Consider the following 24,173-nt stretch of genomic DNA (forward strand, 5'->3'; position numbering starts at 1 on the left):
CACAATTCGAGTTTCCCACGCTTCGTTTGCGCGTAGACCGTTGAGGCAGCACCGATGATGTCGAGAACCAACAGCACGGCGCCACATAGGCCAGATGTGTCGCAAATAGGTCATAGACCGAAATCAGGCATCGGCCGCGGCTCGTTCTTGCACCCTGCAGTGGCTCAGCGGCGCCGATGAGCCTTCCTTTCCGCAACGAGGTTGATGTCACGCTATCCCTGGTGGGAGGCGTCGTAGTTGCCGTCAAGATCCAGCCTCGAGCCCGGCCGCCCTTGGCGCGGCTGTTTGCCGGCAAGCCGCTCACTTCGCTCCTCGACATGTTGCCGCGGCTCTTCAGCCTATGCGCGGCTGCGCATCAGGTCGCATTCGTGTCCGCGATCGAGGCGGCGCGCGGGCAAGAGGTCAGCCTTGCGACGAGGTGCCGTCGTATCATCCGGGTCCTTCTCGAGCGGCTGACGGAATTGCTGCGAGGTCTATATGTCGGGCATCTCGCAAACGATATCGCCAGCGCCGCAGCAATCCGCGGCGTAATAGAGGCTACATCGGTACTTGTCGGGACGGACGCGGCTGCCCGCGGGCCGGCACACCAGGAAGCCAGGGCACAGGCGGAGACTGCGTTCACCTGTCTCGGCTTTTCGGACCAAGATGGGACCCCGACGGAAGGTACTCCGCTCGCCCAAGCCATCGCGGCTCTTGAGGAAAACGCACTGAAGGTCGCCGCGGCTGAGCACACGTTCCTATCAGTTGCCGACGACCTCCCAGTCGTTCAACGGATGTTTGCCGGTGACACTGACTTTTGCGATTACCCCGACCTCGACAGGCGTGTTCCCGAAACAGGTGTGTGGGCGCGCGACATGATCCGCCACCAATCATCAGCAAAGCGGCCGGAGCCCGCCGAGCGGCTACGGGCGAGGATCGCGGAAGTGGCCCGCCTGTACGCTTGCCTCCAGGCTCATGACCCCGAGGCAATGGAGGATGGGGTCCTCGTAAGTTACGGGTCGGGACATGGCCGAGGTGCGGCTGTGGTCGAATGCGCGAGGGGGCGACTTTACTACACGGTTGAACTTGATCGTGAGGGACAAATCACGCGCGTGGAGTTTCTTGCACCGACCGAATGGAATTTCCACCCGCGCGGACCGCTGGTCCGCAGCTTGCAGGGTGCGATGCTGGCAGAGAGTAGAGCGCGACAAGATGGGGTTCGGGCCATGATCGGATCGTTCGACCCGTGTGTCGGATTCAGGCTCAATCTCCGCGAAGTCGCCGATGCATGAAATGGCGCTTTGTGAAGGCATCATCGGCATTGTCGAGGAGGAGGCGCGGCGGCACCCATTCTCAAAGGTGAGGAGCGTCTGCCTGGATCTCGGCGCGCTAAGCCATGTCACGCCCGAAGGGTTGAAGTTCTACTTTGAGATTGTTGCAGCGCGGACAATCGCCGATGGCGCGGCGCTTAGGATCCGCAAATTGCCGGGCGCCGCGTGGTGCATGGCCTGTTCAAGGAAGGTCGAGATCGCACAGCGCGGTGAACCATGTCCCTACTGCGGCGGCTATCAGCTGCAGGTGATCGCTGGTGAAGAGATGCGGGTCAAAGAGTTGGAGGTCGATTGATGTGTACTGTATGCGGCTGCAGCGAGGAGGCACCCTCCATTGAACGCGGCGACGTGCAGGGAAATTACGCTCGCGGGCATCATCATGATCATCATGATCACCGCCATGGCGAACACGAGGGACATAGGGACCATCACCACGATCACCGGGACCATCGTCATAAGGATAGCCATGATCATAGGCAGCATCGGCCGATCCTTACGAGTTCCGGTATCGACCGCATCATCCGGATCGAGCGTGATATCCTCGGCAAAAACAACAGGATCGCCGCCGACAACCGCGCCCGCTTTTTGGCCGACGAGCTGCTGGTGTTCAACCTCGTTTCCAGTCCTGGCGCGGGAAAGACGTCGGTTCTCGTTCGTGCCGTCTCTGAGCTCAAGCAGAGTCGTCCGGTTGGGGTCATTGAGGGCGATCAGCGGACTTCAACTGATGCCGAGCGCATCCGCGCGACCGGCACGCCCGCAATCCAGATCAACACCGGCCGTGGCTGCCATCTCGATGCCGCGATGGTCGGCGAGGCCTATAGCCGCTTACCGCCACTCAAGCGTGGTGTTCTATTCATCGAGAACATCGGCAATCTGGTTTGTCCCGCAGCCTTCGATCTCGGCGAAGCGCACAAAATCGTGGTGTTCTCAACCACAGAAGGCGAGGACAAGCCGCTCAAATATCCCGACATGTTTGCCGCATCATCCCTGATGCTGATCAACAAGATTGATCTAGCACCGGCGCTCGACTTCCAATTTTCCAACGCAATTGAATATGCAAGACGTGCCAATCCGAGGATTGAGGTGCTGCCGATTTCGGCCCGCACTGGTCAGGGCTTTGCCGCGCTCAGCGGATGGATCCAGAAGAGATCCCCGCATCAGCCCCCTCCCAAGGAGGCAAGGCCATGACCGCGGGCATGAGACCCGTCACTGGTCGTAGAACGAGGCTACGCGTACGCGTCCGGGGAGCCGTTCAGGGCGTCGGCTTTCGTCCATACGTATATAGTCTCGCCACGCGTTATCGCTTGGCCGGTTTCGTCGCGAACGATCCTGACGGTGTCATCATCGAAGTCGAGGGTGACTACCCCTGGGATTTTGTCAACGCTTTGCCGCTTGAAAGCCCCCCATTGGCACGGATCGACCGCGTCTCTGTTCAGAGAATTGGCCAGCAGGCCACGAGTGGATTTTCGATCAACGCCAGTCTGGGGGGCAAGGTGTCGACCCGGATTGTCGCCGATGCCGCGACATGCCAGCAATGTCTCCACGAATTATTCGATGCAAACAGCCGCTATTACCTATATCCCTTCATAAGCTGCACGCATTGCGGACCGCGCTACACCATCACTGAACGGCTTCCCTACGACCGTCGCAGTTCCGCGATGAAGGCATTCGATATGTGCGCTGCCTGCGCGGCCGAATATGCCGATCCGGCGAGCCGCAGGTTTCATGCGGAAGCAATTGCGTGCCCGACATGTGGTCCTCGGCTCAGTCATGAGCTCAAAGACATTGCTGCCGCGATTGCCGCTGGTGAGATCGTCGCTATCAAGGGCCTCGGCGGTTATCAATTGCTCTGCGACGCGCGCAATGATGGCGTCGTGCAGCGATTGCGGAAGAGGAAAGGCCGGGATCAGAAGCCGCTTGCTGTGATGGTAGGTGCAGCGGAGCATGTCAACGAGTTCGCCGAGTCGAATGCCGACGAGCTTGAGCTCCTCGAATCCGCAGCTCGACCGATCGTGCTACTGAACTCCCGCAACAAGTTCGCGGCGATTGCGCCAGGTCTGTCGCGCATCGGGGTCATGCTCCCGGCGGCGCCTCTGCACCACCTCATCTTTCATGCGCTTCGTGCCACTGCGACGCCGCGTGTTGGCTCAGATCCGATCATCGTCGCCACCAGCGCCAATTCTAGGGGCGAGCCGCTCGTGGCTGACAACAAAGAGGCTTCGCGGCGCCTTGCGGGTATCGCCGACCTGATCGTGACGCATGACCGCGATATCTTGACGCGCGCCGACGACTCCGTGGTATCGGTCGTGGCCGGACGCCGACAATTCATCCGTCGCGCGCGAGGCTATGTTCCCGAACCGATCCGGCTTGCGAAGGCAGTGCCACCCGTGCTCGCCGTAGGCGGGGCGCTGAAGTCGACGGTCACGATCACGCGGGGCAGCGAGGCCTTCATTTCTCAGCATATCGGTGATCTCGATACAGCCGAGGGAATCTGCTTCTTCGAGGAGACCATCCGGCATCTCACCTCAGCGCTCGACGTCACCCCGGCGGTCATAGCCCATGATCTTCATCCAAGCCTGGCGTCCACCCGCTTTGCCGAAGCAACCGGGCTGCCTCTGGTTGCCACCCAGCATCACCACGCGCACGCTGCCGCTGTGATCGCAGAACACGGGATTGCGGGGCCTGTTCTCGCGCTTGTGCTTGATGGCCACGGCTATGGCTCAGAGGGCGGCAATTGGGGTGGCGAGCTGCTGTTGTGCGACCAGGGCGCGTTTCGGCGCATGGGGCATCTTGCGCCGCTGCAGATGCCTGGCGGAGATCGTGCAGCCCGCGAGCCCTGGCGCATGGCGGGTGCAATTTTGCACTCCCTGGGACGCGGAAGAGAAATCAGGCAGCGCTTTGCTGCGCAGCCTCAAGCTGAACGTTTAATGGAATTGCTCGATCAGTCCGACGTACTGACCACGACCAGCGCAGGCCGTCTGTTCGACGCAGCGGCGGCGTTGCTCGGGCTATCGACCCTGCAGAGCTATGAGGGTGAAGCCGCGATGAGGCTGGAGGCGCTTGTCCGCCAGACTTCCGTGCTCGAAGCGGGCTGGGTTGTGGATAGCCGGACGCTTTCGCTTCGTCCGCTGTTTGCGCGTTTGGTAGCAGGTGACATCTCGGCCACCGAAGGTGCCGAACTGTTTCATGGCACGTTTGCCGCTGCTTGCGTCGACTGGGTTTCGCGCGCGGCGCGGGCGAGCGGCATCACCACTGTCGTTCTGAGTGGCGGCTGTTTCTCCAACGCCATACTGGCGGATGGCATCGAGCGAGGCTGCGTCGCTGCCGGCCTTACTCCACTGCTCCCAAGGCTGGTGCCGCCGAATGATGGTGGTTTGAGCCTCGGACAAGCCTGGATCGCCGCACTTCGGCTTGCAGAAAGGCCGCCAATTCTAGAAGGAAGCGCTGCAAATGTGCCTCGCGATACCCGCTGAGGTCATAAAGGTTCTTCCCGGCGAGATGGCTATTGTGTCCGTCGATGGCGTGAGCATGGAAATATCAATCGCTCTGACCGAAGATGTCGTGGTTGGCGACTATGTGCTTGTTCATGTCGGTCATGCTCTGACCAAAATCGACCCAGCGGAAGCTGAGCGCACGCTGGATCTCCTGCGGGAATTCAGCGGTGTGGGGCCGGAGTTGCACCCATGAGATATGCCGACGAATTTCGCGAGGGGGTCATCGCGCAGGGCCTCGCGCGTGCGATTGCCGCCGAGGCCAGCTCGGAAAGGCGCTATCGGTTCATGGAATTCTGCGGCGGGCACACCCATGTAATATCACGCCACGGTCTGGAGGACATGCTGCCCACGACGGTTCGTATGATTCACGGGCCGGGTTGCCCCGTCTGTGTTCTCCCCACTAGCCGGATCGACATGGCAATCAGCCTTGTCGATCGGCCAGATGTCATTCTCTGCGTCTACGGAGACCTGATGCGCGCGCCCGGCTCGCAAGGGCGATCCCTATCCCGCGCCAAGGCGATGGGTGCCGACATTCGGATGGTTTACTCGACGCTCGATGCGATTCAAATCGCCGAGCGGGCGCCCGATCGGGAGGTCGTCTTCTTTGCCATTGGATTTGAGACCACCACTCCGCCCACGGCGGTGATGATCCGCCATGCTGAGAAGAAGCAGCTAAGGAATTTTAGCGTGTTCTGCAATCACGTGCTGACGCCGTCGGCGATGCAGAGCATTCTCGGGAGCCCCGACGTCGATAACGTCGGGAGCGTCGAAATCGACGGTTTGGTCGGTCCCGGACATGTGAGCATCATCATTGGCACGAAAGCTTACGAGTTCGTCGACGGATTCGGCAAGCCGGTTGTGATCACAGGTTTTGAGCCGCTGGACATGATGCAGGCAATTCTGATGCTGGTTCGGCAAGTGAATGAGGGCCGCTCTGAGGTGGAAAACCAATACAGCCGTGCGGTCACGCGCGAAGGTAATTTGCGTGCCCAGCAAGAGATATCGGATATGTTTGAGGTGCGTGACCTGTTCGAATGGCGCGGGCTCGGGTTCATACCCCACAGCGGGCTGAAGCTGAAGCAGGGCTACGCCCAATTCGATGCCGAAATGCGCTTTGCACTGCACGAACAGCGGGTAGCCCACAATCCTGCTTGCGAGTGCGGGGCCATCTTGCGAGGTGTGAAGAGGCCGGCCGACTGCAAACTCTTCGGATGTGTCTGCACGCCCGAGACTCCCATCGGATCCTGCATGGTTTCATCGGAGGGGGCCTGTTCGGCGCATTGGTCATATGGCCGGTTCCGCGATCATTCGCGGAGGCAGGCGCCATGAGAGCGAAATCCTATCAGAGCAAGCTTGATGTCCGGAATGGGTTCGTCGAACTGCGCCATGGCTCCGGTGGCCGCGCCATGTCGCAGCTGGTTTACAGCCTGTTTCACGAAGCCTTCGGCAATGATTGGCTCGCCAGGGGCAACGACCAGTCGGCGTTTGGAGTTCAGACCGGCAGGATGGTGATGACGACTGACAGCTATGTGGTTTCACCGCGCTTCTTTCCAGGGGGCAATATCGGATTTCTGGCGGTCAACGGCACGATCAATGATGTCGTCGCGATGGCTGGCGCCCGCCCGCTCTATCTATCGGCAAGCTTCATCATCGAGGAGGGCTACCGACTTTCGGATCTGAAGACAATTGCGGGTTCCATGGGCGAGGCAGCACGTACTGCCGGCGTGAACATTATCACCGGCGATACTAAGGTCGTCGAGCGCGGCAAGGCGGACGGCTTGTTCATCTCCACAACCGGCATCGGCGTACTGCCCGATGGACTCGATCTTTCGGTTGACAACGCCAGAATCGGCGATCGTGTGCTGGTCTCCGGCAGCCTCGGCGATGATGGTATAACCATCATGTCGAAACGGCAGAATCTCCCGTTTCAGTCCGGACTCGTCTCAGATACCGCACCTCTGCATGATCTCGTTGCCGTGATGGTAACAGCAGGCGGCAGCGGAATCCGGGTGATGCGCGATCCGACGAGGGGCGGTCTTGCCGCGACACTCAACGAGATTGCGAATCAATCCGGTCTCGGATTTCGCCTTCGTGAAGAGATCATTCCCGTGAAGCCAACGGTTGCGGCCGCCTGCGAACTCCTTGGACTCGATCCGCTGCATGTCGCCAATGAGGGCAAGCTTGTCGCTATTGTCGCGCCTGAAACGGCCGATGCTGTGCTCGCAGCCATGAAGGCCCATGCGCTCGGGTGCGATGCTGCGGATATTGGCTGTGCCGTGGAGGACGATCATCAGTTCGTACAGATGCTAACCCGCTTTGGCGGCGAACGAATCGTCGAGTGGCTGTCGGGCGACCAATTACCGCGGATCTGTTGAGCACGCCATGACCGCAAATCACAACTCCGGGGCACGATTCTGTTGGAATGCTGTACGACGTCGAGCGGAATCCGAGAGGCGAAACCGATTTGCGCAGATGCGCAATTTAACAGAGATCAAAGGGTCTGCGCGCGGTCTTCCGATGCAACCGGAAGTCTAGCGTGAACGCACGTGACCGAAACGGCTCTGCGAACGACGACGCGGGTGTGCTTCGATCTTGGTTTACGCCGGGCGGACGGTCCTGTTTGGGCCGTTAGTCAATAAATGGACCGCAGCGAATAGGTTGATCGGCGCAGAAACGAGTGGAGCTGCACCAAGATTGTGTCAGAACCCGATATTGCCCCGCAAAGCCTGGGGATCGCCGTCCAGAATTTGGAAGCTGATCGACATTCCCGGTAAGGTAAGCTAGCAGCGGCAAAGTCGTTTGTGCGGGGAAGGTCCGTCGATGACGAACCCCGACAGCATCTTAAAGACCGCCGGCGGTACGGCCGACGGCGGATGAATTACGGCGGCCCGCCGATCGACTTGCTGCTCGCCAGCCTGCCAACCACTTGGAAAGAGGGCGCATCTCGACCGACGTATCGGCCGATCCTCAAAGTGGAAGCGAGGTGATAGCCTTGACCGGCTCGTCCGCGCGAGCGTGTCGTGTCGTGTCGGCGAGAGCCGATCGAGCCAACTTCATCAGCCTAAGCCGGTATCAGCCCCAAGTCGGTCCTGGAGTGCCGGCCGATTGGCGACGAGGTGATCGAGGTGCAGCGGCTCGCGCCCTGGCCGCTCTCCTTGCGCCAATCGTCTAACCAGCGCCCGCGTGGCATCCACTACAAAGACGCCGCAATCATAGCCGTTCTGCTGCCGGGTTATGCGAGCTACCTGCAGGCGGGCGCCCAGTCTCGTTGCGAGCTGTTCTGCAACTGTGCTGTTGTGTGCCCCGGCGGGGTCGTAGTGGTACGCAAGCGCTCCCTCCGGCGCGTGGCGATCCACGAACAGTAGCGACCAATGCGTGCCGTCGCCACCAGCATCACCATCGTTCACTGGCACGAGCAGGAACCTGGCGGTATCGTTACCATCCCGGTCATGTACGATTCGCTGGAAAGTTTCCAGCCAGCCGCTCCGGCTCTGGGTCAAGCGCAGCAGATGGGCTTGGGTCGGTTGAACGAACCGCGTCTGCGCCGCCAGAGGCGGATTGTCCCTCTGCAACTGCTCGTTAAGGAGCGCGTAGTCCGCCGCGATGTGCTCGTCACCCAGCCATTCCGTGGCGCCGAGCACCAAGCTGGCGTGGGGCGAGGCTGTCGGATCCAAAGAAGCTATGTGAGGACCGGATGGTTTGCGCGGAAAAACCGGCGGACAATGAGCATCATCAGGCATCATGTGCTGTGTCGACGGCAAATCAACCATGGACCCAAGGCTGCCGTAGACGTCTGACCACGGAGCGCTCGCAGGTAATGGTGCCGCGGGTCCCCGCGTCTGCTCCTTGAGCCGAACCGAAGCTCCCGCGCTCGGAGGGTTTGACGCAGCCGGAAGCTCGTCAACCGAGTTGGACTGCCGAGCGTTTTCCCCCGCGCCGCCGTAGAGATAGCCGTGCAGCGCCGTCACACATAGATCCGCGTTCTTGTTGTCGTTCCTCTTATGGGGCGGAACGACCGTGATATCTGCTTGGCGATACTGTGGCGTCCGCTCCTTGACGATTTCCTCGAAGAGCTCTTTCTTGATGGCCGTCTTGTTTGAACTCCCCTGCCCGGAGGTCTCCTCCGTCTCGTAGGTCCGCAACAACGGCCGACTGGTGTCATTTGCAAGGCGCTTCCAAATTTCGCCGTGGTCGGTATCGAGCCAGATCGAGACCGCCTTATCCAGGATGAGGCGCCGCGTTTCCTCGCGCTCGAACGAGCCCCCGCCGGTTGCGAGGACCACGTTGCCTTTCTCAACACGCTGCGCGATCAAGCTCGCCTCGCGGTCCCGGAACCACTGCTTGCCCTTGTCTTTGGCGTCGAAAATATCCGTAATCTTCATACCGGTCTCCCTTTCAATTTTTTTGTCAGTGTCGACGAAGGCTAACCCCAGTCGTCGTGCGAGAGCTGGGCCGATGCGGGACTTGCCGGCGGCCGGTAGTCCGACAAGCACAATCGGCCGCGAGCCCAGAACGGAGAGAACCTCTTTTGCGATCGGTGATGTCTCGGCCATTCTTGGCCGTTCGGCAGCTCGCGGACCAAAGTTGGTGCCGGCAGAGGGTCGAGCGTCCAGTTCGATTCCCCAGTGGGCAATCTCTCTGGCGCCTTCTGGGATCGCCACGTCCCTACAGACCTCCCGCGCCCGCTGGGCCAGTTGTCGTGTAGCCTCTTCCAGAGCAGCTCCGCTCGCTTGCAGCCGCAGCCTGCCTCGCTCTTTGTAGGTATCGTGATTGGCAGTCTTGGCCTCAAAGCTCTGTGGCGTATGGAACTCTACCTCAAAGCGATAACCGCCCGGCGTGGACAGCACAGAAGTAACGCCGAGGAAGGTGGGATCTCGCATCCTGAACCAATTCGTGGTGCAGACCTCAGCATAGCCGCGCTCGTCAAACGCCAACATGGCCTTTTTGAAACCACGTGTGAAATCCTTGTCAGGGATTTCGAAGAGATGGCGCACGGCGCTGCTGATGAGCTGGGTGTCGCCGTTCGACTTGGCGATCGCTCCCGTCAGCTGGTCTGTCATTGACCCCTTTGATCTCAAGCAGCGACTTAAACGGGGCATGCTCACCTCGATATCTGCTCGCTTGAGTATCTCGGCGACCCGAAGCGTTGCTGTGGTGATGTCCTTCTCTTCAACTACGGCCCTGGCAGACTCCGCCCTGGCGCGGTCCGCAGCCTCCGCGCTGGTCAAAATCATCGTTATAGCGGAATCCTCGGTGGTGGGGAGTGGTCGACCGGAGCGCTCGGGGAGGATGTGATTATCGACAACGAGCTTGATTGAGGCTTCCATGACCGAAGCCGCTAGCGTCGGATTGTCCTTCAGATCGTCCAAGGACGTATCGACATCGAACCTGCCATGCATGAGTGTGGCCGCTACGCCTTTGACGTAGGGCACTGGCTTCAGGCCCGGCGTTAGTTGCAGGAGCCGCTGAAGCTCTTGGCTTTTTTTCAGGAACAGACGGGCGCTTGTGTCGGATTTATAAGCGTCGGTCCCGACTTTGTTGCCGAGGCTCAGGAGATTGATTGCGCTTTGTACGACGTCGTCTGGATCGTAACCATCCGGTCGTGGATCGATGCGCGCAGGATATTGATCGAGCAAGGCCTGGATGCGGTCTCGCGGGTGAGCGGAGGCCTGATAGGCGTCCGCCAAGTCCGGGAAAAGCTCGCAAGCCGTTCGGCTTAACCCAGAGTTGAGATCGGTGACGCTGTCGATTTTTTCGGAACCGACCTGGCCATTCGTTCTCTCAGCCCACGCCTCTAAGTCGGCCACGAGCAACTCGGTGATCTCGCGAGCGATTGGATGCTCTGCGACCTCGATCTCGCGCATCGCCCTTTCCAGCTTGGCCTGAATATCCTGTCCGCTCGTCTGTTCCTGGTTCAAGAGGTCACGGATCTCTTTCCTGAGCTCGTGGTGAACGCCCTCGTAGATGCCAAAGATCGCCCGTTCTGCAAACCAGCGCCTGGCTTGATCGGATTGAGCCAGAAAGTTTCTCTGCAGAGTGCTATAAATTTCCAAAGTGTCCTGCGTGGCAGCCAGAATCTGGCTGGCACGACTGAATTGGTACCTGCCGTCCTCGATCGCGGGGGTATGCGACTTTGGCGGCTTGAGTGAGCGGACTCCGCGAGCCTGCTCCTCGGCATCAAACTGCCGAACATGCTCATAAAGCTGCGGCCGGTCCCCGAGAATAATGACGGTATCCCCATCGAAGTCGCCGTCGAGCTTTTTCTGTTCATCAGGCGGGACGGCAATCAGGGACCCGGGAGCGAATATCTCGGTGGCCTGGAGGATGCCGACACAATCGAGTGGGGTGTCCGCCGTCACGCGGTCCTTGCGCTCGGTCCAGCCCGAATGGGACTTTACGTCCTCGGCCGACATCACCAGCCCACGATCTCGATAGTTCGCCGGCCACACGTCATCAGGCACCGCGATGAGAATGCCTTTTGCGAAAAAGGTCGGATCGTCGGCCGCCAGTCGATCGCCTGATTTTTCCGCGACGTTAAAGCTGTATTGCATCGCCACGCATTTATCGAGGAACGCCGCGGTGGGATCACCATCAGCTGCCGTCTTTACGCGCTCGGTGGTGAACGGGCGCAGGTTTGCCTTGTCATACGGGGAGCGGCCGATCAGCACACCAGCTGTCCCAGCCAACGTGTCGCTCTTGAGCTTGGGCACATGCAGGTGGCCATCGTCGGAGGGCACGGCGACCGCGCCGGGGCCTTCGATGTGTCCGGCCGTCACGGTACGAAACAGCTGTTCTGAAGTCAGCGGTTCCCCTACTCTACTCTCAAGCCAGCTCTTGGCTTTCTCGCGTACTTCTTCCGCCACCTCATCGCTGCGCGAATAATATTGCAGCGCCGCAGCGGGCAGCGACGCCCTCTTTTCCTCAGCGAAAGCAGGTAGGCGATCAGGACCTTCCTGCTGACTACCTCGACGAACAGCTAACATGCGCTCGGCCAACGAAGCCCTGATGAAGCCGCAGCCATCGTGCGGTCGCAATGCGATCGGCCCGTCCGGTCCCGTCAGCTTAAAGGGATGCTCCTCGCCAGCAGGGCGGTCCGGCAGCAGCGACAACTGAAAGGTCCCCTCCAGCGCATAGTCATGAGGGCCTAGATTTTTGACAGCAGGTGGCGCTGCAAACCCCCTGCGCTGAGTGTAATAATATGCTTCCTTAAAGGGCGCCCAGGCGCGCGATAGCTGCTCGAACGCCGTGCCGGGCGCGGTGTCGGCATACGGAATTGCCAACAGCTTCCCCCCTGAAGCCTTGGGTCCTGGCTCGCCCGGAACGACGGCAGCAATCTGCGACAGGGTTGGTTTCGGCGCCTTTAACTTGCTTCCGCCGAACAGGTCCATGCGGTAGGGCACGTCATCGACGCAGAACACGCGCCTCAACATGAAGGGGCTCGGCTTTCCCGGTAGTTGCACTGCGACGACCGGCAAGGCCCCCGAGGTCAAGCGATGAAACATCGAGTATCGCGTCTCGGGCGCCGTGGCCAGTCGCCGCCCCTGCATGTCCACCACTGGCAACTGCATCAGTCCCGCCTCACCGTGCGGCGGTCTTGGCTCGTGATCCATGGTTCGTAACACCTGGTTCGTATCGAAGACGGACGCCGGATGTTGAGTCCGGATCGCGGCCTCATCCAGCGTCATGAATGAGTCGAGTGCATCAACCACATCGTCCGCCTCGATCTGCGCGATCAGATTCCAGCTCATGTTGGAAAGATCGCTTTCGATGAGGGCTCGTGCGTCGGCCAGGATCTGCTTGGTCCCGTGCTCCAGTTTTTGCCGCCTCATCGCCAAATCGGACTTTTTGCCCTCGACATGCGGCCGGCGGTACAAAGTCACCAGGACCTCACGCGCCTTGAGCACCTGAAAAATCGAGAGTGCGGGACGGCGGGCCGAAACCGAACCACGGACCCGTGGCTCAGCATTGCTTGCTGCTAGATGTGCCGCGATCTTCTGCTCCAAAACTGGTTGGAGATCGTTGAGCAGGTTTAGAGCCTGCATGCGGTGCCAGCGCATCGCCTTCTGCGGACTGCGGGCTAGCGGCAGCAGAGCGATGCAAATATTGCCCATGGATTCGAGGTTGTTCTCGGCGACAAAGCCCGAGGCATGAAGCAATTCCTCGAGCCGGCCTAACCCTGTCGGTGCGAGCAAACCGAGATCGTCAAACAGCCGGGCCTTTCCCAGCGCCTTGAAGATGTTGGTAATGCTTAAAGCATTGGCCTGCTCAAGCCGATCATTTGCATAATGCAAGTAATGAACCAGCTGCTGTAGCCGGTTTTTGAGCAGGGTGGCGTCAGCAATGTCTCCACTCTCCTCCGCCCTCATGAAACTTCGTCCCACAGCATTGGCGATCATGCTGAGTTGAGGCGTGGTGAAAGTAGCGAATCGTTGCCCTCCGCGACCAAGACCGCGCGATAGGTGTACGATGACCTGGCTGCACGAAGTCTCACCCCGCCATTTGATAAAGCTGTTCATCAGGTCAGCCTGTTGCAGCGGAGTAAAATCGGAGGGCCGGCGGCGGAGGACCTCCCGAGCGATCGCGACAGCGGCTTCGGAGCAGTCTTCGTCTGCAGGCCACTTGCCAAAGCCGTTCGCTAGGTTCGACAACGCTTGGCTATTGTAACTGGATGGTTTGTCGTGGTCGCAAAGCTCACGGGCGATCGCGGCTGTTGCTTGGCGACAGCGCTCATCTGCCGGCCACTTGCAAAAGCCGTTCACCAGGTTCGCGGATTCCTGCCGAGTAAAAGCCGAAAGCCGATCGGAACGGCTAAGCACCTCATTGGCGATTGCGATCGTGGCTTGAAACACAGCCGTCTTGTCTGGCCATTTGCTGAAAGCGTTCGCCAAATTCGCGAGCGACTGCTCAGTAGAACCAGTGAGCCGACCATCGCGGTCGGCACGACCAAGGATCTCCCGGGCGACTGCACCTATGCCTTCACCGCAGGCCAGCTCTCTTGGCCACTTGCTGAGACCGTTTGCCAGATTTGCCAGTTCCTGCTGCGTATTATTAGAAAGCCGGTCAGGAAAGGTGAGGATCTCGCCCGCAATCGCGACGATCGCCTCGCGACAGACTGTCTCTTGCGGCCACTTGCAAAAGCCGTTCACCAACTTCGCGAGGTCCTGCTCCGGATAGCGAGAAAGACCGTCGGTTCGGCGGGCGAGCTCAAGAACCTCGGAGGCTATGACCACGGTTCCCGCGCGACAGGTCGAATCTTTCGGCCATTTGCTGAAGCCGTTTACCAGGACGGTCTGGCCCTGCGGAGTCAGACCAAGTAGTCGCTTGCGGACGACCGCCCCGGCGATTGCTGCTGTGGCCGCTCTACAGTCCGCCTCCTCGGGACATCTGCTAAAGCCGCTCACTAGGTTCACCAATCCCTGTGGCGTGGAATCACTGAGCCCGCGGCGGAGGACCTCCTCAGCGATTGCCACTATGGCTACCCGGCTATTTTCCTCCTTCGGCCACTTGCTGAAACCGTTTGCCAGGAGGGCGAGGTTCTGTTGAGTGAACTCAGAGAGGTGCCGACGACAGATCTCACCGCCGATCGCGACCGCGGCTCGCCGAGTAGGCCGCTCGTCTGGCCACTTGCCGAAGCCGTTCAACAAGTTCGTCAAGCCCTGCGGCTCAAAATCACTGAGCCGGCGTCGAGCAACCTCCCTGGCGATGGCGACTGTCGCGCGCTTACACCTCGTTTCGTCCGGCCATTTGCAGAACGCATTCGCCAGGTTCGTAAGTGCTTGCGGATTGAAATCAGAGAGGTGCGTGCGACGACACACCTCATCGGCAATCACGGCGGTTGCTCTGCAACATTTCGTCTCGTTAGGCCACTTGCAGAAGGCGTTTACCAAGTTGGACAGTTGCTGCTGAGTGAGATGGGCGAGCCCCGCACGGCTGGCGCGGCGAGAGACTTCGCTCGCAATCGTAATTGTGGCTTCCCGACACTCCGTCCGTTCCGGCCACTTGCTAAATCCGTTCACGAGCAATGAGAGACCCTGTTCGTTCAGCTCCTGAAGTGCTTCGTTCTCATCGCAAAAAAACTCGGCGATCCTGATTGTTCCATTGCGGCAGGTACTCGATTGCGTGTGCCGGCCGAATGACGCCGCAAAGAGGGAAAACGCCTTGAGGTCGACTTTCCTCATAAGGACGCTATCAAGTTGTGACAGTTGAGCTGCCATGGCCTTGCACGCGTCTCTACCCGCCAGACCTCCGGCCTCCCGGCTCACGGCATTGCAGGTCGTGGCGTAGCCCCACGATTGCCGGCCGCGGAGGTTATCTTCCCATCGCGGGACAAATTCAGTTTTGAAAAGAGTCGCAGCCCTTTGCAGAAAAGCTGCCAACCCCGGCATCTTCAGCTGCTTGGGGTTATTCTGTTGTGTATGGTCGACTATACTTCTCGAGAATTGATAGAAGTCATGCGCGCGAGAAGCGCGATCAATGATCTCGATCGCTTCGTGAACTTTTTTACTTTCGAGCTCTGCACGTCCGTACCGTTCCGAGGTCGCGGCATGCGGACGGTGCCCAGCCAGTTCGTCGATACGACGCTTACCTGCCCTGGAACGCTGTTGCGGAGCGAACTGCACATTTGCGGCAAATGTGCCCATTCGCGAGCTTTCGGTGGCTAGGTCAGCTCGCCGATCCTCAGGTCGATAATGCGTCAAGCCGCCTTCCGAATCCTCCGCGCTTCGATAAGTGGCATGACGCCAGCTCTCTCCTACTACATCGCCGGAACGATGCGCTCCCGATCCAGCCTCCCGTCCCGACGCGCCTTGGCGTCGTTGCAGCGCACCTGTTTGGGAGCTTTCCAGCTCCAGATCACCTCCCCGGGGATCGACGCCGGAACGCGACAAGCTTGCTTTCCAAGTTTGCGCGCCACGCGCGCGTTTCGAGGAGCACTCGCGCTCGCCATTGGTTCCGTACGGCGCACCCGCTAAGGTTCCATGTGCGTCAAGGCTAGGATCGGCAAACGCGTCGCAAAGATCATTGCCAGGCGCGGACGCGGTGCGTGTCGAGGGAGCCTTTACGCCTTGAAGCTCAGAGCGCGTCCGCACAAGCGCGGATCCGAACGTTCCACTAGCTTCTCCATCGCCGCGGCTGGATGCGAACTGAGATTCATTGTCCCGGCCGACATTGCTCGCATCCAAGTCGGAAATCCGGTAGTTCATACGTCCGGTGATGTCTCTCATGCAGCGTCTCCGATGAGGTACGGATGCGCGGGCGATCATGCGTTTGCCTAGCTGCGCCCTGGACCGATATGTTTGGCTCCTCCAAGAGCGTAGGAGCACGAAATGGCGATGCCAAAATTGCTCGATACAGAGTAGACGGCTTGACGAGGGCTACTTCGAGCAGAACAAGCAAGCAGCGTCACCGTCATCCATCGCTGAAGTTGCAATTTTCGCGAAAGCAATAGATGCCTTTGCTAGCCCGCCTCGATGCTCGAGGTAAGCTGGCTATCCGAAGCTCGTTGCCGCATGGACGCGCTGCTAACTCTGCCGGCTTGCGGCACCTGCGAAGTTGAGTTTTGATGTCAGCTGATGAACGTCGAACAGCGGATCAGCGTTTCCTTCACTCACTCATGGATGTTGCCTTTAAGTAGCAGTCAGCGTGAACGTCTCTGCTGAGACTGGATGTGCCCACCAACACCTTCCCCGACTACACAGTGGAGCATATCGGTTGGACGGCCATAGACTGGGAGTGATCACTTCAAAATGGATAATCCTAGTTGCAGCTATCGAAGGCACGACAAAGCTAAAGGGGCGAGCTGACGAAAAGCTGACAAACCCGCGGCAGACGGTCAGAGGTGCGGTCCAAACCCGGCCCCGCGACCAAAACCAGTCTCCCGGCAAGACCAAGCCGAAAGTTCTCTCAAGCGGTTTCCCTGCTTAGCGATGAGTCCAGTTACATGACCGGTTCCCCTTATGGCGGCTTAACGATCGGCACCGCGCATAAATGCGCGGGCTGGGGGACATGTTTCGTGACATCAAACACAACCAATGCTCGGCACTTGCGGCCCTCCTCGCCGATACCGCCGGCGAGCATCAAGGCGAACCGCACCTTGAACGCGTCTAACTGACGCTCCCCTACTCGGCTGACGCCGGTATGAGCTGACCGATTCCTCAGGGGTTACCTGAACTGCTCTGCTCGAACGGCTGCTTTGAGAACAGAGCGCCCAGCTCTCGGATATTGCCAAGATATTCAATCCGTCAGGGACAGCCGTAATGTTGCCTAACACAAGCATTGTATGGCGGCTGCCTTCAACGATGCGGTCGACACAGAGATTCGTGACCGTGGCACGAATTTCCGCAAGGCACGCCGCTCTTCTGATGTGACCGCCGTCGACCGCCAGAGCAAAGTTGAATCATGAGACGATACTTTTTATCAGCCTACCTGATCTTCCTCGCCTTGCCTCGGATTGCCCATGCGGCCAAATCCACCGAAGAGCAGATGCTGACGCTTTCTCCCGAAACACGACTTGAGCAGCGTTGCGATGCACGCGCAATGGGAGCGATCCGCCGCGAGCACCAGCGCTTTCGGCCGGATGAATTCGTCGCCTATGCGTTCGCGAATCCGGTCATTCGCGGCCATGCCATAGCCGCCGGCGGAGCCGCGTTGCGAAGCCGCGGCGTGTGGTACCATGTCGCGCATCATTGAGAAACGAGCGACGACGGCGTCACAATTCGTTCATTCGGTTACACGCTCGGGGCGCCAGTGCCCAGACCCGAGTCGTGCTCGCCGCCGCCGGCTACAATTTCAGCCTGCTCCGCCGCTGGCTCGTGGAACTTTTACGCGGCCTGTTATCGATACGCTGTCGCCACCTATCGCAACCACACCTTGCGTAAAACGGCGCTCAGAAACGTTCTTCACAAACGACTATTTTGGATGCGCTGAATAAAAAACGAAAACAACTACCCAAGGGGAACCCTGCGGCATTTTTTGTATCATTCCCGACGCGTAGTATTATCCAGTAGAAACTGTGCGTGCGCGATTTGACACCATTCAGCGCAGGTTCTTCGGTTCTACGCAGCGTATCGGAGGTCTGGTCATTATGGGTGAAGATCCAACCTCATGGGATAGACCGGGCGGAGGCGTCGTGCCCTAATTGCTCAATTCATGTGTAAACGTGGGGGCGATGCATCCGTTTGATCCTAGGACTTTGAAGAGAAAAATGTCTTCCGAATTGCGGGCGGCCTTCAGAGATGGAAAAAACCGCCAACTTTTGCGTGATGAATTGCGCCAGAGCGAATTTTATCGGACCTCCATTAGCTCCGGTAGCGCCATGACCGACGACAAGGACAAGAATTAAGAAGCCCAAGAGCGCTTTGAGGCTGCACTGCGTGGCCGCGCTCAAAACGCCGCATAAATCACTAAGTGAGAAAGACAAGATTCAGAAGGCCCCGACGAAGCGGGGCCAATTGGGTCAAGCATAAGCGCGCTCTAACTTGTATTGAGCGGTTAGCGCGTCAATAGGAATGTTCCATTCCTTGCTAATGGTACGAATCATTTCCAGCGTTAGAGGGCGAATACGATTCAAAATTTCGGATGCGCGATTCCGCCCAATTAGGTTTGCGAGTTCGGCCTGAGATTTGCCCATAGACTCAATTGCGAAATGCAGAACGTCTACGGGATCTCCACGTGCGGTGGCGAAGTGGCCATCTTCGTACTCCTTGATAAGAGTAGACAGCACTTCGAAACGATCACCATCAGGTGTGCCGGGGGTGGGCTCATCTTCGAAATAGCGGATTACTTCGCGGATAGCCCAGTCGTAATCCTGTTCATTGTGGAGAGGCTTCACGTCCATCATCACACAGTCTCCGCGTTTACGCCGTTGTACTCTTCGTGCGTGCCCACAAACTTGATTAGGGCGCTTTTGAATTTGTAGGAGAAGTGAACCACAAGGCGGTATTTATTCCCGCCGATATCGAAGATGGCTCTGTTGTCTCCCACAAAGTCCACATTGCTTCCGAACGCCGTCTTCAGGTCTGCTGGTCCACCCCAGTCTCCCTTGGAAACAATCTCGTACCAAGTGCCAAGAGGTTTCTCAGCTTGAGGTACCGCTCCCAAAAGGCCTTGAGTGCCTTCCTTGCTATTACGTTCATTGCCATAGCATGTTCCCAATATGGGATCAATTTGAAAATTCCCAATATGGGAACCTAAATTTCTGCTCCATACAGACCCAAACAGGGTCTTTTTCCCGATTTTTTAACAATTTCAGGGCTTTGGCGCGTCCCTGATGCGCTCGCTTTTCACGCCATCTTAAGAAGCGTCTAGCGAGTCTTGCAAGGTCCCGTTTAGTGAGGTTGCGACCCGCGTTCGCGACGAGTTGCCGAACGTCGAGATCACGTTCCAGGAGCTCACCTCCTGTCAGCAGCTCGACGCACTCAGGCGGGACGGATCGATTTCGAGCCGATCCGGCCGATCGAGACGAACGGCGAGAAGCGCGAGCGTATTCCGCGAGGGCCTTGCCCTCGCTCTGCCGCTCAATCATCCGCTCGCGGTTCGCCGACGCCCGGAACTGTCGCAGCTCGAAGGCCAAGCATTCATTATGTACTCACCGGACGGACCATATATGCGCGCGCTTTTGACATCGGCCTATGACGACAACGGCGTTCGGCCGCGGGTCGTCCAATCGATGAGCCAAGCACCGGCCATCCTGTCCTTGGTCAGCGCAGGTCTCGGCCTCACAATTGTCCCGGAGGAAATGCGCAACGCCTGCTTCGATAATGTGGTGTTTCGCCCGATCAAGCTGGGAGCAGCTGGGAGCATTGGTCTAAGCCGAGTAGCATCGGATTTGGCGGAAAGACAACCGCAACTCCGCCCTGCCGCGGCTCCGTGAACTGGCGTTCCGCACGAGGCGCTGAGACCGACGACCAGCGAGACGAAGGCATTCGCGAGACAAGATATCTGGATGAAGCTCAGACACATCAGTTCGAGGTCCCACCATGTGCCCTCGCCCTGCATCCATGGCGCGGCCGAGCCGATCGAAGTCGCTTCTCGGTAAAGATTTGAAGGATGCCGCGGCGCGTATCTTGGAACAATGGAAGTCGCTTGTGCGTTCGGCGCGCCCGCTGAAGAAGCCGCTGGGATAGACAAAACCGTGCATGCCCGACGTATTTTTTTTCGGAACGAGATGTGCGAAGAGCACAGCTGGATGCGGGATCGCGCCGGCCCACACGCCGGCGAGCGGGCCTTCGACATCGCCGGTCGGGATCCGCCTAACCGCGTTGGTCATGTCAAAACTTCTTCGAATGACTTCTACGCGGTCGCGGCAAGAGGCACATTTCGTGCGCTTTCGCTCGCTGGGTGCGTTCGAGAACGCCAAAAATATGATCTACGGCAAGTCGGAGAGCAGTCTCAACGTCCTGCCCTTTGGCAAGATGAGCAGCAATGAGGCCGGTCAGAAGATCGCCTGTACCGCACGGACGGATTTGCAGTCTAGGTGTCGCGATGCGCAACAGCTTTCCGTCCGAGCAGAGTATCGTCTCCACTATCCCCGGAGGCGTATCAATGAGTGTGCAACCAGTGTCGACTACTCCCACCGGACCTCGAGCGGCGACCGCGCGGCTTGCGGCCAGCAGCCGCGAGGCGTCTCGGGCCTTGATATTGGTCAACAGCTCGAGCTCGAATTGATTGGGCGTTACCAGCGAAGCGATCGGCACCAATCTTTCCCAAATCACTTCCTTTATTCCGTCTGCGACAAAAATGCCGAGATCGTCGTCCCCCATCACCGGATCGCAAAGATAGACAAGCTTCGGATTCCGCTCTAACGCCCGCTCCGCAAAATCGGCGACCGTGTCAGCGATTGCCGGCGAACCTAGGTATCCGGTCACGAGGACCGCAGCCTGTTCAATCAGGCCGCGCTCCTCAACACCAAGGAGGAGATCCGCAACCAGGTCGGCATCCAGCACGCGCCCGCGCATCGTCGGATACCGGGGATGGTTGGAGAGCAGCGTCGTCGGAACGGCAGCTACGGTCACTCCTTCGGCTTGCATCGGATAGACTGCGGCGCTATTGCCGACGTGGCCGAAGACAACCTGGCTTTGGATTGAGATCACAAGCATCGACTAGTTCCTGAGGCACTCGGCCAGTACGCGAGAACGCGGAACCGCACACATGCCGCCTATTGGGATGACCGGTCGTTAGCTCTCGTGTGTGCAGTTAGCGAAATAATTGCTTCGCTCGTCCAGAAGGTCAAGAAACACTTCTACTTGCCAATCGGTGCCGCACGACCGTTGCTATTGTAGACGACCCGATCACCGTCGCGTTGCAGAGATCGCGCCCTGATTTCCGAAGCCGCGCGGGCAAGAAGGTCGCAGCCACAGCCTCTGGTCCGACATCTAGTCGTCTGTGAAGAACCGGGTTCAAGCGATGTTTTGAGCTGGGACGGTCTCGATGAAGGCTCGGATAATGACACGCAAGAGTTTTGCGAGCCATCGCAGGAGCAGGCCGAAGTTGTANCCTGCAGCGGCGAGGACGGCGTTGATGCGGTCGCCGAGACGTCCCTTGAGGTAGTTGCGGTCCATGCGATGCTCGGCCTTGACGTGGCCGATGACAGGCTCGACGGCCGCGCGNCGCTTCATCTCGCGACGGATGGAAGCCGTGACGCGGCGGACCTGCCCNGAGATCCAGACCCTGAACCGATGCGGGTGGTTGTGGCCGCGATACCCCTTGTCGACGTGGATGCGGCGAGCCTCCACGCCAGTGAGCTTCTCCATGTCGGTGATCACGGGGCCNAGCGTATGCCCGTCGAAGGGATTGCCGTGCAGGGCCTTGGCGTGGAGCACGAACTGNCCGCCCTTCGGAGACGTCACGGGGGTGACGATACTGACCTTGCAGCCAAATTCGTAAGGCGCGCGGGCTTTACCCTTACCGATGCACTCGACCTCCGGGGCATGTAACGCATAGACCTTTGGACCGCGCTGATGCTGGTCCTGGCTGCGCACTTGTTGCGCTAAACCGAGCAGCGGGTTGAAGCGAGCTTCCAGCACCGCATCGCCATCAATCTTGCGGCGGATGTCGCGGATGATCCGGCCAAGCCGTGTCCGCAGGAACTTGAGCTGGCGCCGGGCGCGTTTGAACTGATGAGCGTGAGTATAGCGGCCGACCATGATGGCGGCGCGCTTGGCCAGGCGCAGATAGCTCTGGCGCAGCGGCAAACGGTTGCGCTTGGCGAGCCCGACGAGCTTGATGATCGCCCGATGCATCAGCCGTGCGTCGGTTGGATGCGCAACCGCCTTGGGCTGCACGGTGGTATCGACGACCACCCGCTCCAGGTCCTTGGGGCCGATGGCACCAGTCTTGTGNGCCACCGACAGACTTTCCTGGATCAGCGCAACGAGTTGCTCCTCTCCGAGCCGTTGGCGCCAGCGTGTTATCGACGATCGATCGAACGGCAGACGGTGGCAGAAGCTCAATTCGCCGCANAAGTATTGTCGAGTGGGCCGAGGGAGTTTCACCCTCAGCCCCTCACAGAATCGGACATGATACTCTCGCATCATCCGGCTCTTGTCACCCAACCGTTGCGTGGCCAAGGCGCGCCCAGTGGACGAAGAAAGAGGGATAGCGCTTCGCAATACTGTTCAGTCGCCGCAAGCTCCGTCCTCGGTGCCTTTTGAGCGACTTGTACTTCCGCCGGAGCCAGGCTCCGAGACGTTCATCAAAGTACGTGAACAGCTTCCACATTTCCGTTGGATAGAAACGCCCATAATACTGCCACCACCCTTGAAGGGTCGGATTGAGTATTCGGGCTATGTCAGCCAACGGAAGCGGCGCATGCTGTGGCAGGCGCCAGCTCCTTATCCGCTCCCGCATGCGTTTGAGCGCCTGCGGGCCAGCTGCGGGAAGGAAGCACGTGAAGAGCTTTCCCCAACGGTTCTTCGCCATACGGGGTCGGAAGGTGAAGCCAAGGAAGGTGAACTGGACTTGCGGATGTGTCCCGCGTCGATTGCTGTCCTTGCAGTAAACCACTTGGGTCTTTTGCGGGTGCAGCGTCAGATGACAGTCGGCCAACCTTTTCTCCAAAACCGCCTTCAGATGCTCCGCCTCTTGCCGTGTCCGGCAATGGCAGATTGCATCATCGGCATAGCGCTCGAACGGAATGCGCGGAAACGTCCGACGCATCCACGTATCGAAGCTATAATGCAGAAAAAGATTCGCCAGCAGCGGGCTTACCACTCCACCTTGCGGTGTTCCGGCTTCCCGTTTCTGGATGGTCCCATCTGGCATCTCTACCGGAGCCTTCAGCCATCGTTCGACGTAGAGCAAAACCCAGGGCTCCTGACAGTGCTTCCGAAGCGCTCTCACCAAAAGGGCATGATCGATCGTGTCGAAAAAGCCTTTGATGTCGAGGTCCAAAACCCAGTCATAGTCCCAGCATCGCTTGCGCGTTTGCTCGATCGCCTGATGCGCTGATTTTCTCGGCCGATAGCCATAGGAGTCAGGATCAAACACTCGATCCAACCCCGGTTCCAGATACTGCTTGACCACCATCTGTGCGACGCGGTCCGCGACCGTCGGAATGCCCAATGGGCGGATGCCGCCATTGGCTTTGGGAATCTCCACGCGCTTGACCGCAGGCGGGAGATAGCTTCCCGACGCCATGCGATTCCAGAGCTTGTAGAGGTTATTCCCAAGGTCCTGCGCGAATTCGTCCAGGCTCTGGCCATCGACGCCCGCCGCCTTTCCATTCCCTGCCACCAGCTGGTAGGCCTCCCAGACCATACGTTTGGTGATCGGCAACGGTTTGTCCGGCGTCATGACGCTCCTCCCGACAAAGCCGGTTGGCGTCCGATGTCGGACAGGATAACGCAGCCCCTTCGCTCCATGGCCATTACAGCCACTTCAGCGCTACTACAGGCTGCTCCGCCCCTGTCTCGGGTTTTGGTATTCTCCCTCGTGGTGTGCGCCACTTGCGGATTTCCCTTAACACCCCGAGCCAGGTTCCCTCGTTCCGGATTGAAGCCTGTGATGAGATCATGCCACCTATACACCGGCTGCCGCGTGGACCGTAAGCAGGTATCGCCCACACTCTTCCCAGCATCATTACCACGATGCTCGTTTTGACAGCGTCTGGACCCATTTCGATGCGTCATCGGCCGTTCGCTTGCGCTCATCTTCTCATCACTCACCTGACGGCGTAGCCCGCCGCCTTTTCCCCCAGCGCTCACCACCACGTCTCTTAAACGCAGCAGCCTGGAGTGGTTTGAAGCCTGCCCCTGCAGGCCGGCTCCGGGAGGCCAACTCCCATCTTCAACACAGTTCTGCCGGCAGATACGCACCGGCTACGAGGCACACGGTAATAGGGGTTCTCGATCCAGCGGGCGCACAACACCTCATC

Annotated in this window: 13 protein-coding genes and 3 pseudogenes; 10 read left to right on the top strand and 6 right to left on the bottom strand. The window is 59.1% G+C overall.

The window, feature by feature from the left end; genetic code table 11:
* The first annotated feature begins 176 nt into the window (after positions 1 to 176).
* Genes A3AI_RS0137815 through hypE form a run of 7 tightly spaced genes read left to right on the top strand, consistent with a single transcriptional unit; the run spans position 177 to position 7,179 of the window.
* Complete coding sequence (locus tag A3AI_RS0137815) at positions 177 to 1,271, top strand: nickel-dependent hydrogenase large subunit (RefSeq protein WP_024520492.1); 1,095 nt, start codon at positions 177 to 179, stop codon at positions 1,269 to 1,271.
* Positions 1,264 to 1,605 (top strand): hydrogenase maturation nickel metallochaperone HypA, encoded by a 342-nt coding sequence (gene hypA / locus A3AI_RS0137820; protein ID WP_024520493.1) that lies wholly within the window; start codon positions 1,264 to 1,266, stop codon positions 1,603 to 1,605. Before A3AI_RS0137815 ends, hypA begins: the two co-directional genes overlap by 8 nt.
* A complete protein-coding gene (gene hypB, locus A3AI_RS0137825; protein WP_024520494.1) occupies positions 1,605 to 2,498 on the top strand; it encodes a hydrogenase nickel incorporation protein HypB in 894 nt (297 codons plus the stop codon). The genes hypA and hypB overlap by 1 nt, the downstream gene beginning before the upstream one ends.
* Positions 2,495 to 4,783, top strand: a complete 2,289-nt coding sequence (hypF, locus tag A3AI_RS0137830) for a carbamoyltransferase HypF (RefSeq protein ID WP_024520495.1) — start codon at positions 2,495 to 2,497, stop codon at positions 4,781 to 4,783. Before hypB ends, hypF begins: the two co-directional genes overlap by 4 nt.
* The gene (locus tag A3AI_RS0137835; RefSeq protein WP_024520496.1) at positions 4,761 to 4,997 is read left to right on the top strand and encodes a HypC/HybG/HupF family hydrogenase formation chaperone; all 237 of its coding nucleotides are present in this window, start codon (positions 4,761 to 4,763) and stop codon (positions 4,995 to 4,997) included. The genes hypF and A3AI_RS0137835 overlap by 23 nt, the downstream gene beginning before the upstream one ends.
* A complete protein-coding gene (gene hypD, locus A3AI_RS0137840) occupies positions 4,994 to 6,133 on the top strand; it encodes a hydrogenase formation protein HypD (RefSeq protein ID WP_024520497.1) in 1,140 nt (379 codons plus the stop codon). Before A3AI_RS0137835 ends, hypD begins: the two co-directional genes overlap by 4 nt.
* The gene (hypE, locus tag A3AI_RS0137845; protein ID WP_024520498.1) at positions 6,130 to 7,179 is read left to right on the top strand and encodes a hydrogenase expression/formation protein HypE; all 1,050 of its coding nucleotides are present in this window, start codon (positions 6,130 to 6,132) and stop codon (positions 7,177 to 7,179) included. The genes hypD and hypE overlap by 4 nt, the downstream gene beginning before the upstream one ends.
* Positions 7,180 to 7,860: 681 nt before the next feature.
* On the opposite strand, the gene xopAD is transcribed toward hypE, so the two are convergent.
* Positions 7,861 to 15,444 (bottom strand): XopAD/skwp family type III secretion system effector, encoded by a 7,584-nt coding sequence (gene xopAD / locus A3AI_RS44380; RefSeq protein ID WP_024520499.1) that lies wholly within the window; start codon positions 15,442 to 15,444, stop codon positions 7,861 to 7,863.
* A 1,894-nt stretch (positions 15,445 to 17,338) separates the two neighbouring features.
* Here xopAD and A3AI_RS49645 point away from each other — a divergent pair.
* Both A3AI_RS49645 and A3AI_RS48420 read left to right on the top strand, forming a co-directional pair.
* Positions 17,339 to 17,491 carry a DUF930 domain-containing protein gene (locus A3AI_RS49645; RefSeq protein WP_245287044.1) on the top strand — a complete coding sequence of 51 codons (153 nt, stop codon included), beginning with the start codon at positions 17,339 to 17,341 and terminating at the stop codon, positions 17,489 to 17,491.
* Between the two features lie 514 nt (positions 17,492 to 18,005).
* Positions 18,006 to 18,143: a hypothetical protein gene (locus A3AI_RS48420; RefSeq protein ID WP_156928129.1), complete on the top strand. Its 138-nt coding sequence runs from the start codon at positions 18,006 to 18,008 to the stop codon at positions 18,141 to 18,143.
* Positions 18,144 to 18,257: 114 nt separating this feature from the next.
* On the opposite strand, the gene A3AI_RS0137880 is transcribed toward A3AI_RS48420, so the two are convergent.
* Positions 18,258 to 18,641: a helix-turn-helix domain-containing protein gene (locus tag A3AI_RS0137880; RefSeq protein WP_024520501.1), complete on the bottom strand. Its 384-nt coding sequence runs from the start codon at positions 18,639 to 18,641 to the stop codon at positions 18,258 to 18,260.
* Positions 18,641 to 18,936: pseudogene (locus A3AI_RS44385) on the bottom strand (type II toxin-antitoxin system HigB family toxin). The gene A3AI_RS0137880 and the pseudogene A3AI_RS44385 overlap by 1 nt, the downstream one beginning before the upstream one ends.
* Positions 18,937 to 19,127: 191 nt before the next feature.
* Here A3AI_RS44385 and A3AI_RS50400 point away from each other — a divergent pair.
* Positions 19,128 to 19,673 (top strand): annotated as a pseudogene (locus A3AI_RS50400) (LysR substrate-binding domain-containing protein); the annotation flags it as partial.
* Positions 19,674 to 20,070: 397 nt separating this feature from the next.
* On the opposite strand, the gene pdxY reads toward A3AI_RS50400, so the two are convergent.
* The 3 genes and pseudogenes from pdxY to ltrA form a co-directional block, all read right to left on the bottom strand.
* Positions 20,071 to 20,898 carry a pyridoxal kinase gene (pdxY, locus tag A3AI_RS0137900; RefSeq protein WP_024520503.1) on the bottom strand — a complete coding sequence of 276 codons (828 nt, stop codon included), beginning with the start codon at positions 20,896 to 20,898 and terminating at the stop codon, positions 20,071 to 20,073.
* Positions 20,899 to 21,198: 300 nt separating this feature from the next.
* A pseudogene (locus A3AI_RS0137905) lies at positions 21,199 to 22,278 on the bottom strand (IS5 family transposase); the annotation flags it as partial.
* Positions 22,279 to 22,345: 67 nt separating this feature from the next.
* Positions 22,346 to 23,593, bottom strand: coding sequence for a group II intron reverse transcriptase/maturase (ltrA, locus tag A3AI_RS0137910; RefSeq protein WP_024520505.1), 1,248 nt, complete (start codon positions 23,591 to 23,593; stop codon positions 22,346 to 22,348).
* Positions 23,594 to 24,173 lie beyond the last annotated feature (580 nt).

Source organism: Bradyrhizobium sp. Tv2a-2, from assembly GCF_000472425.1.
Classification (GTDB): Bacteria; Pseudomonadota; Alphaproteobacteria; order Rhizobiales; family Xanthobacteraceae; genus Bradyrhizobium.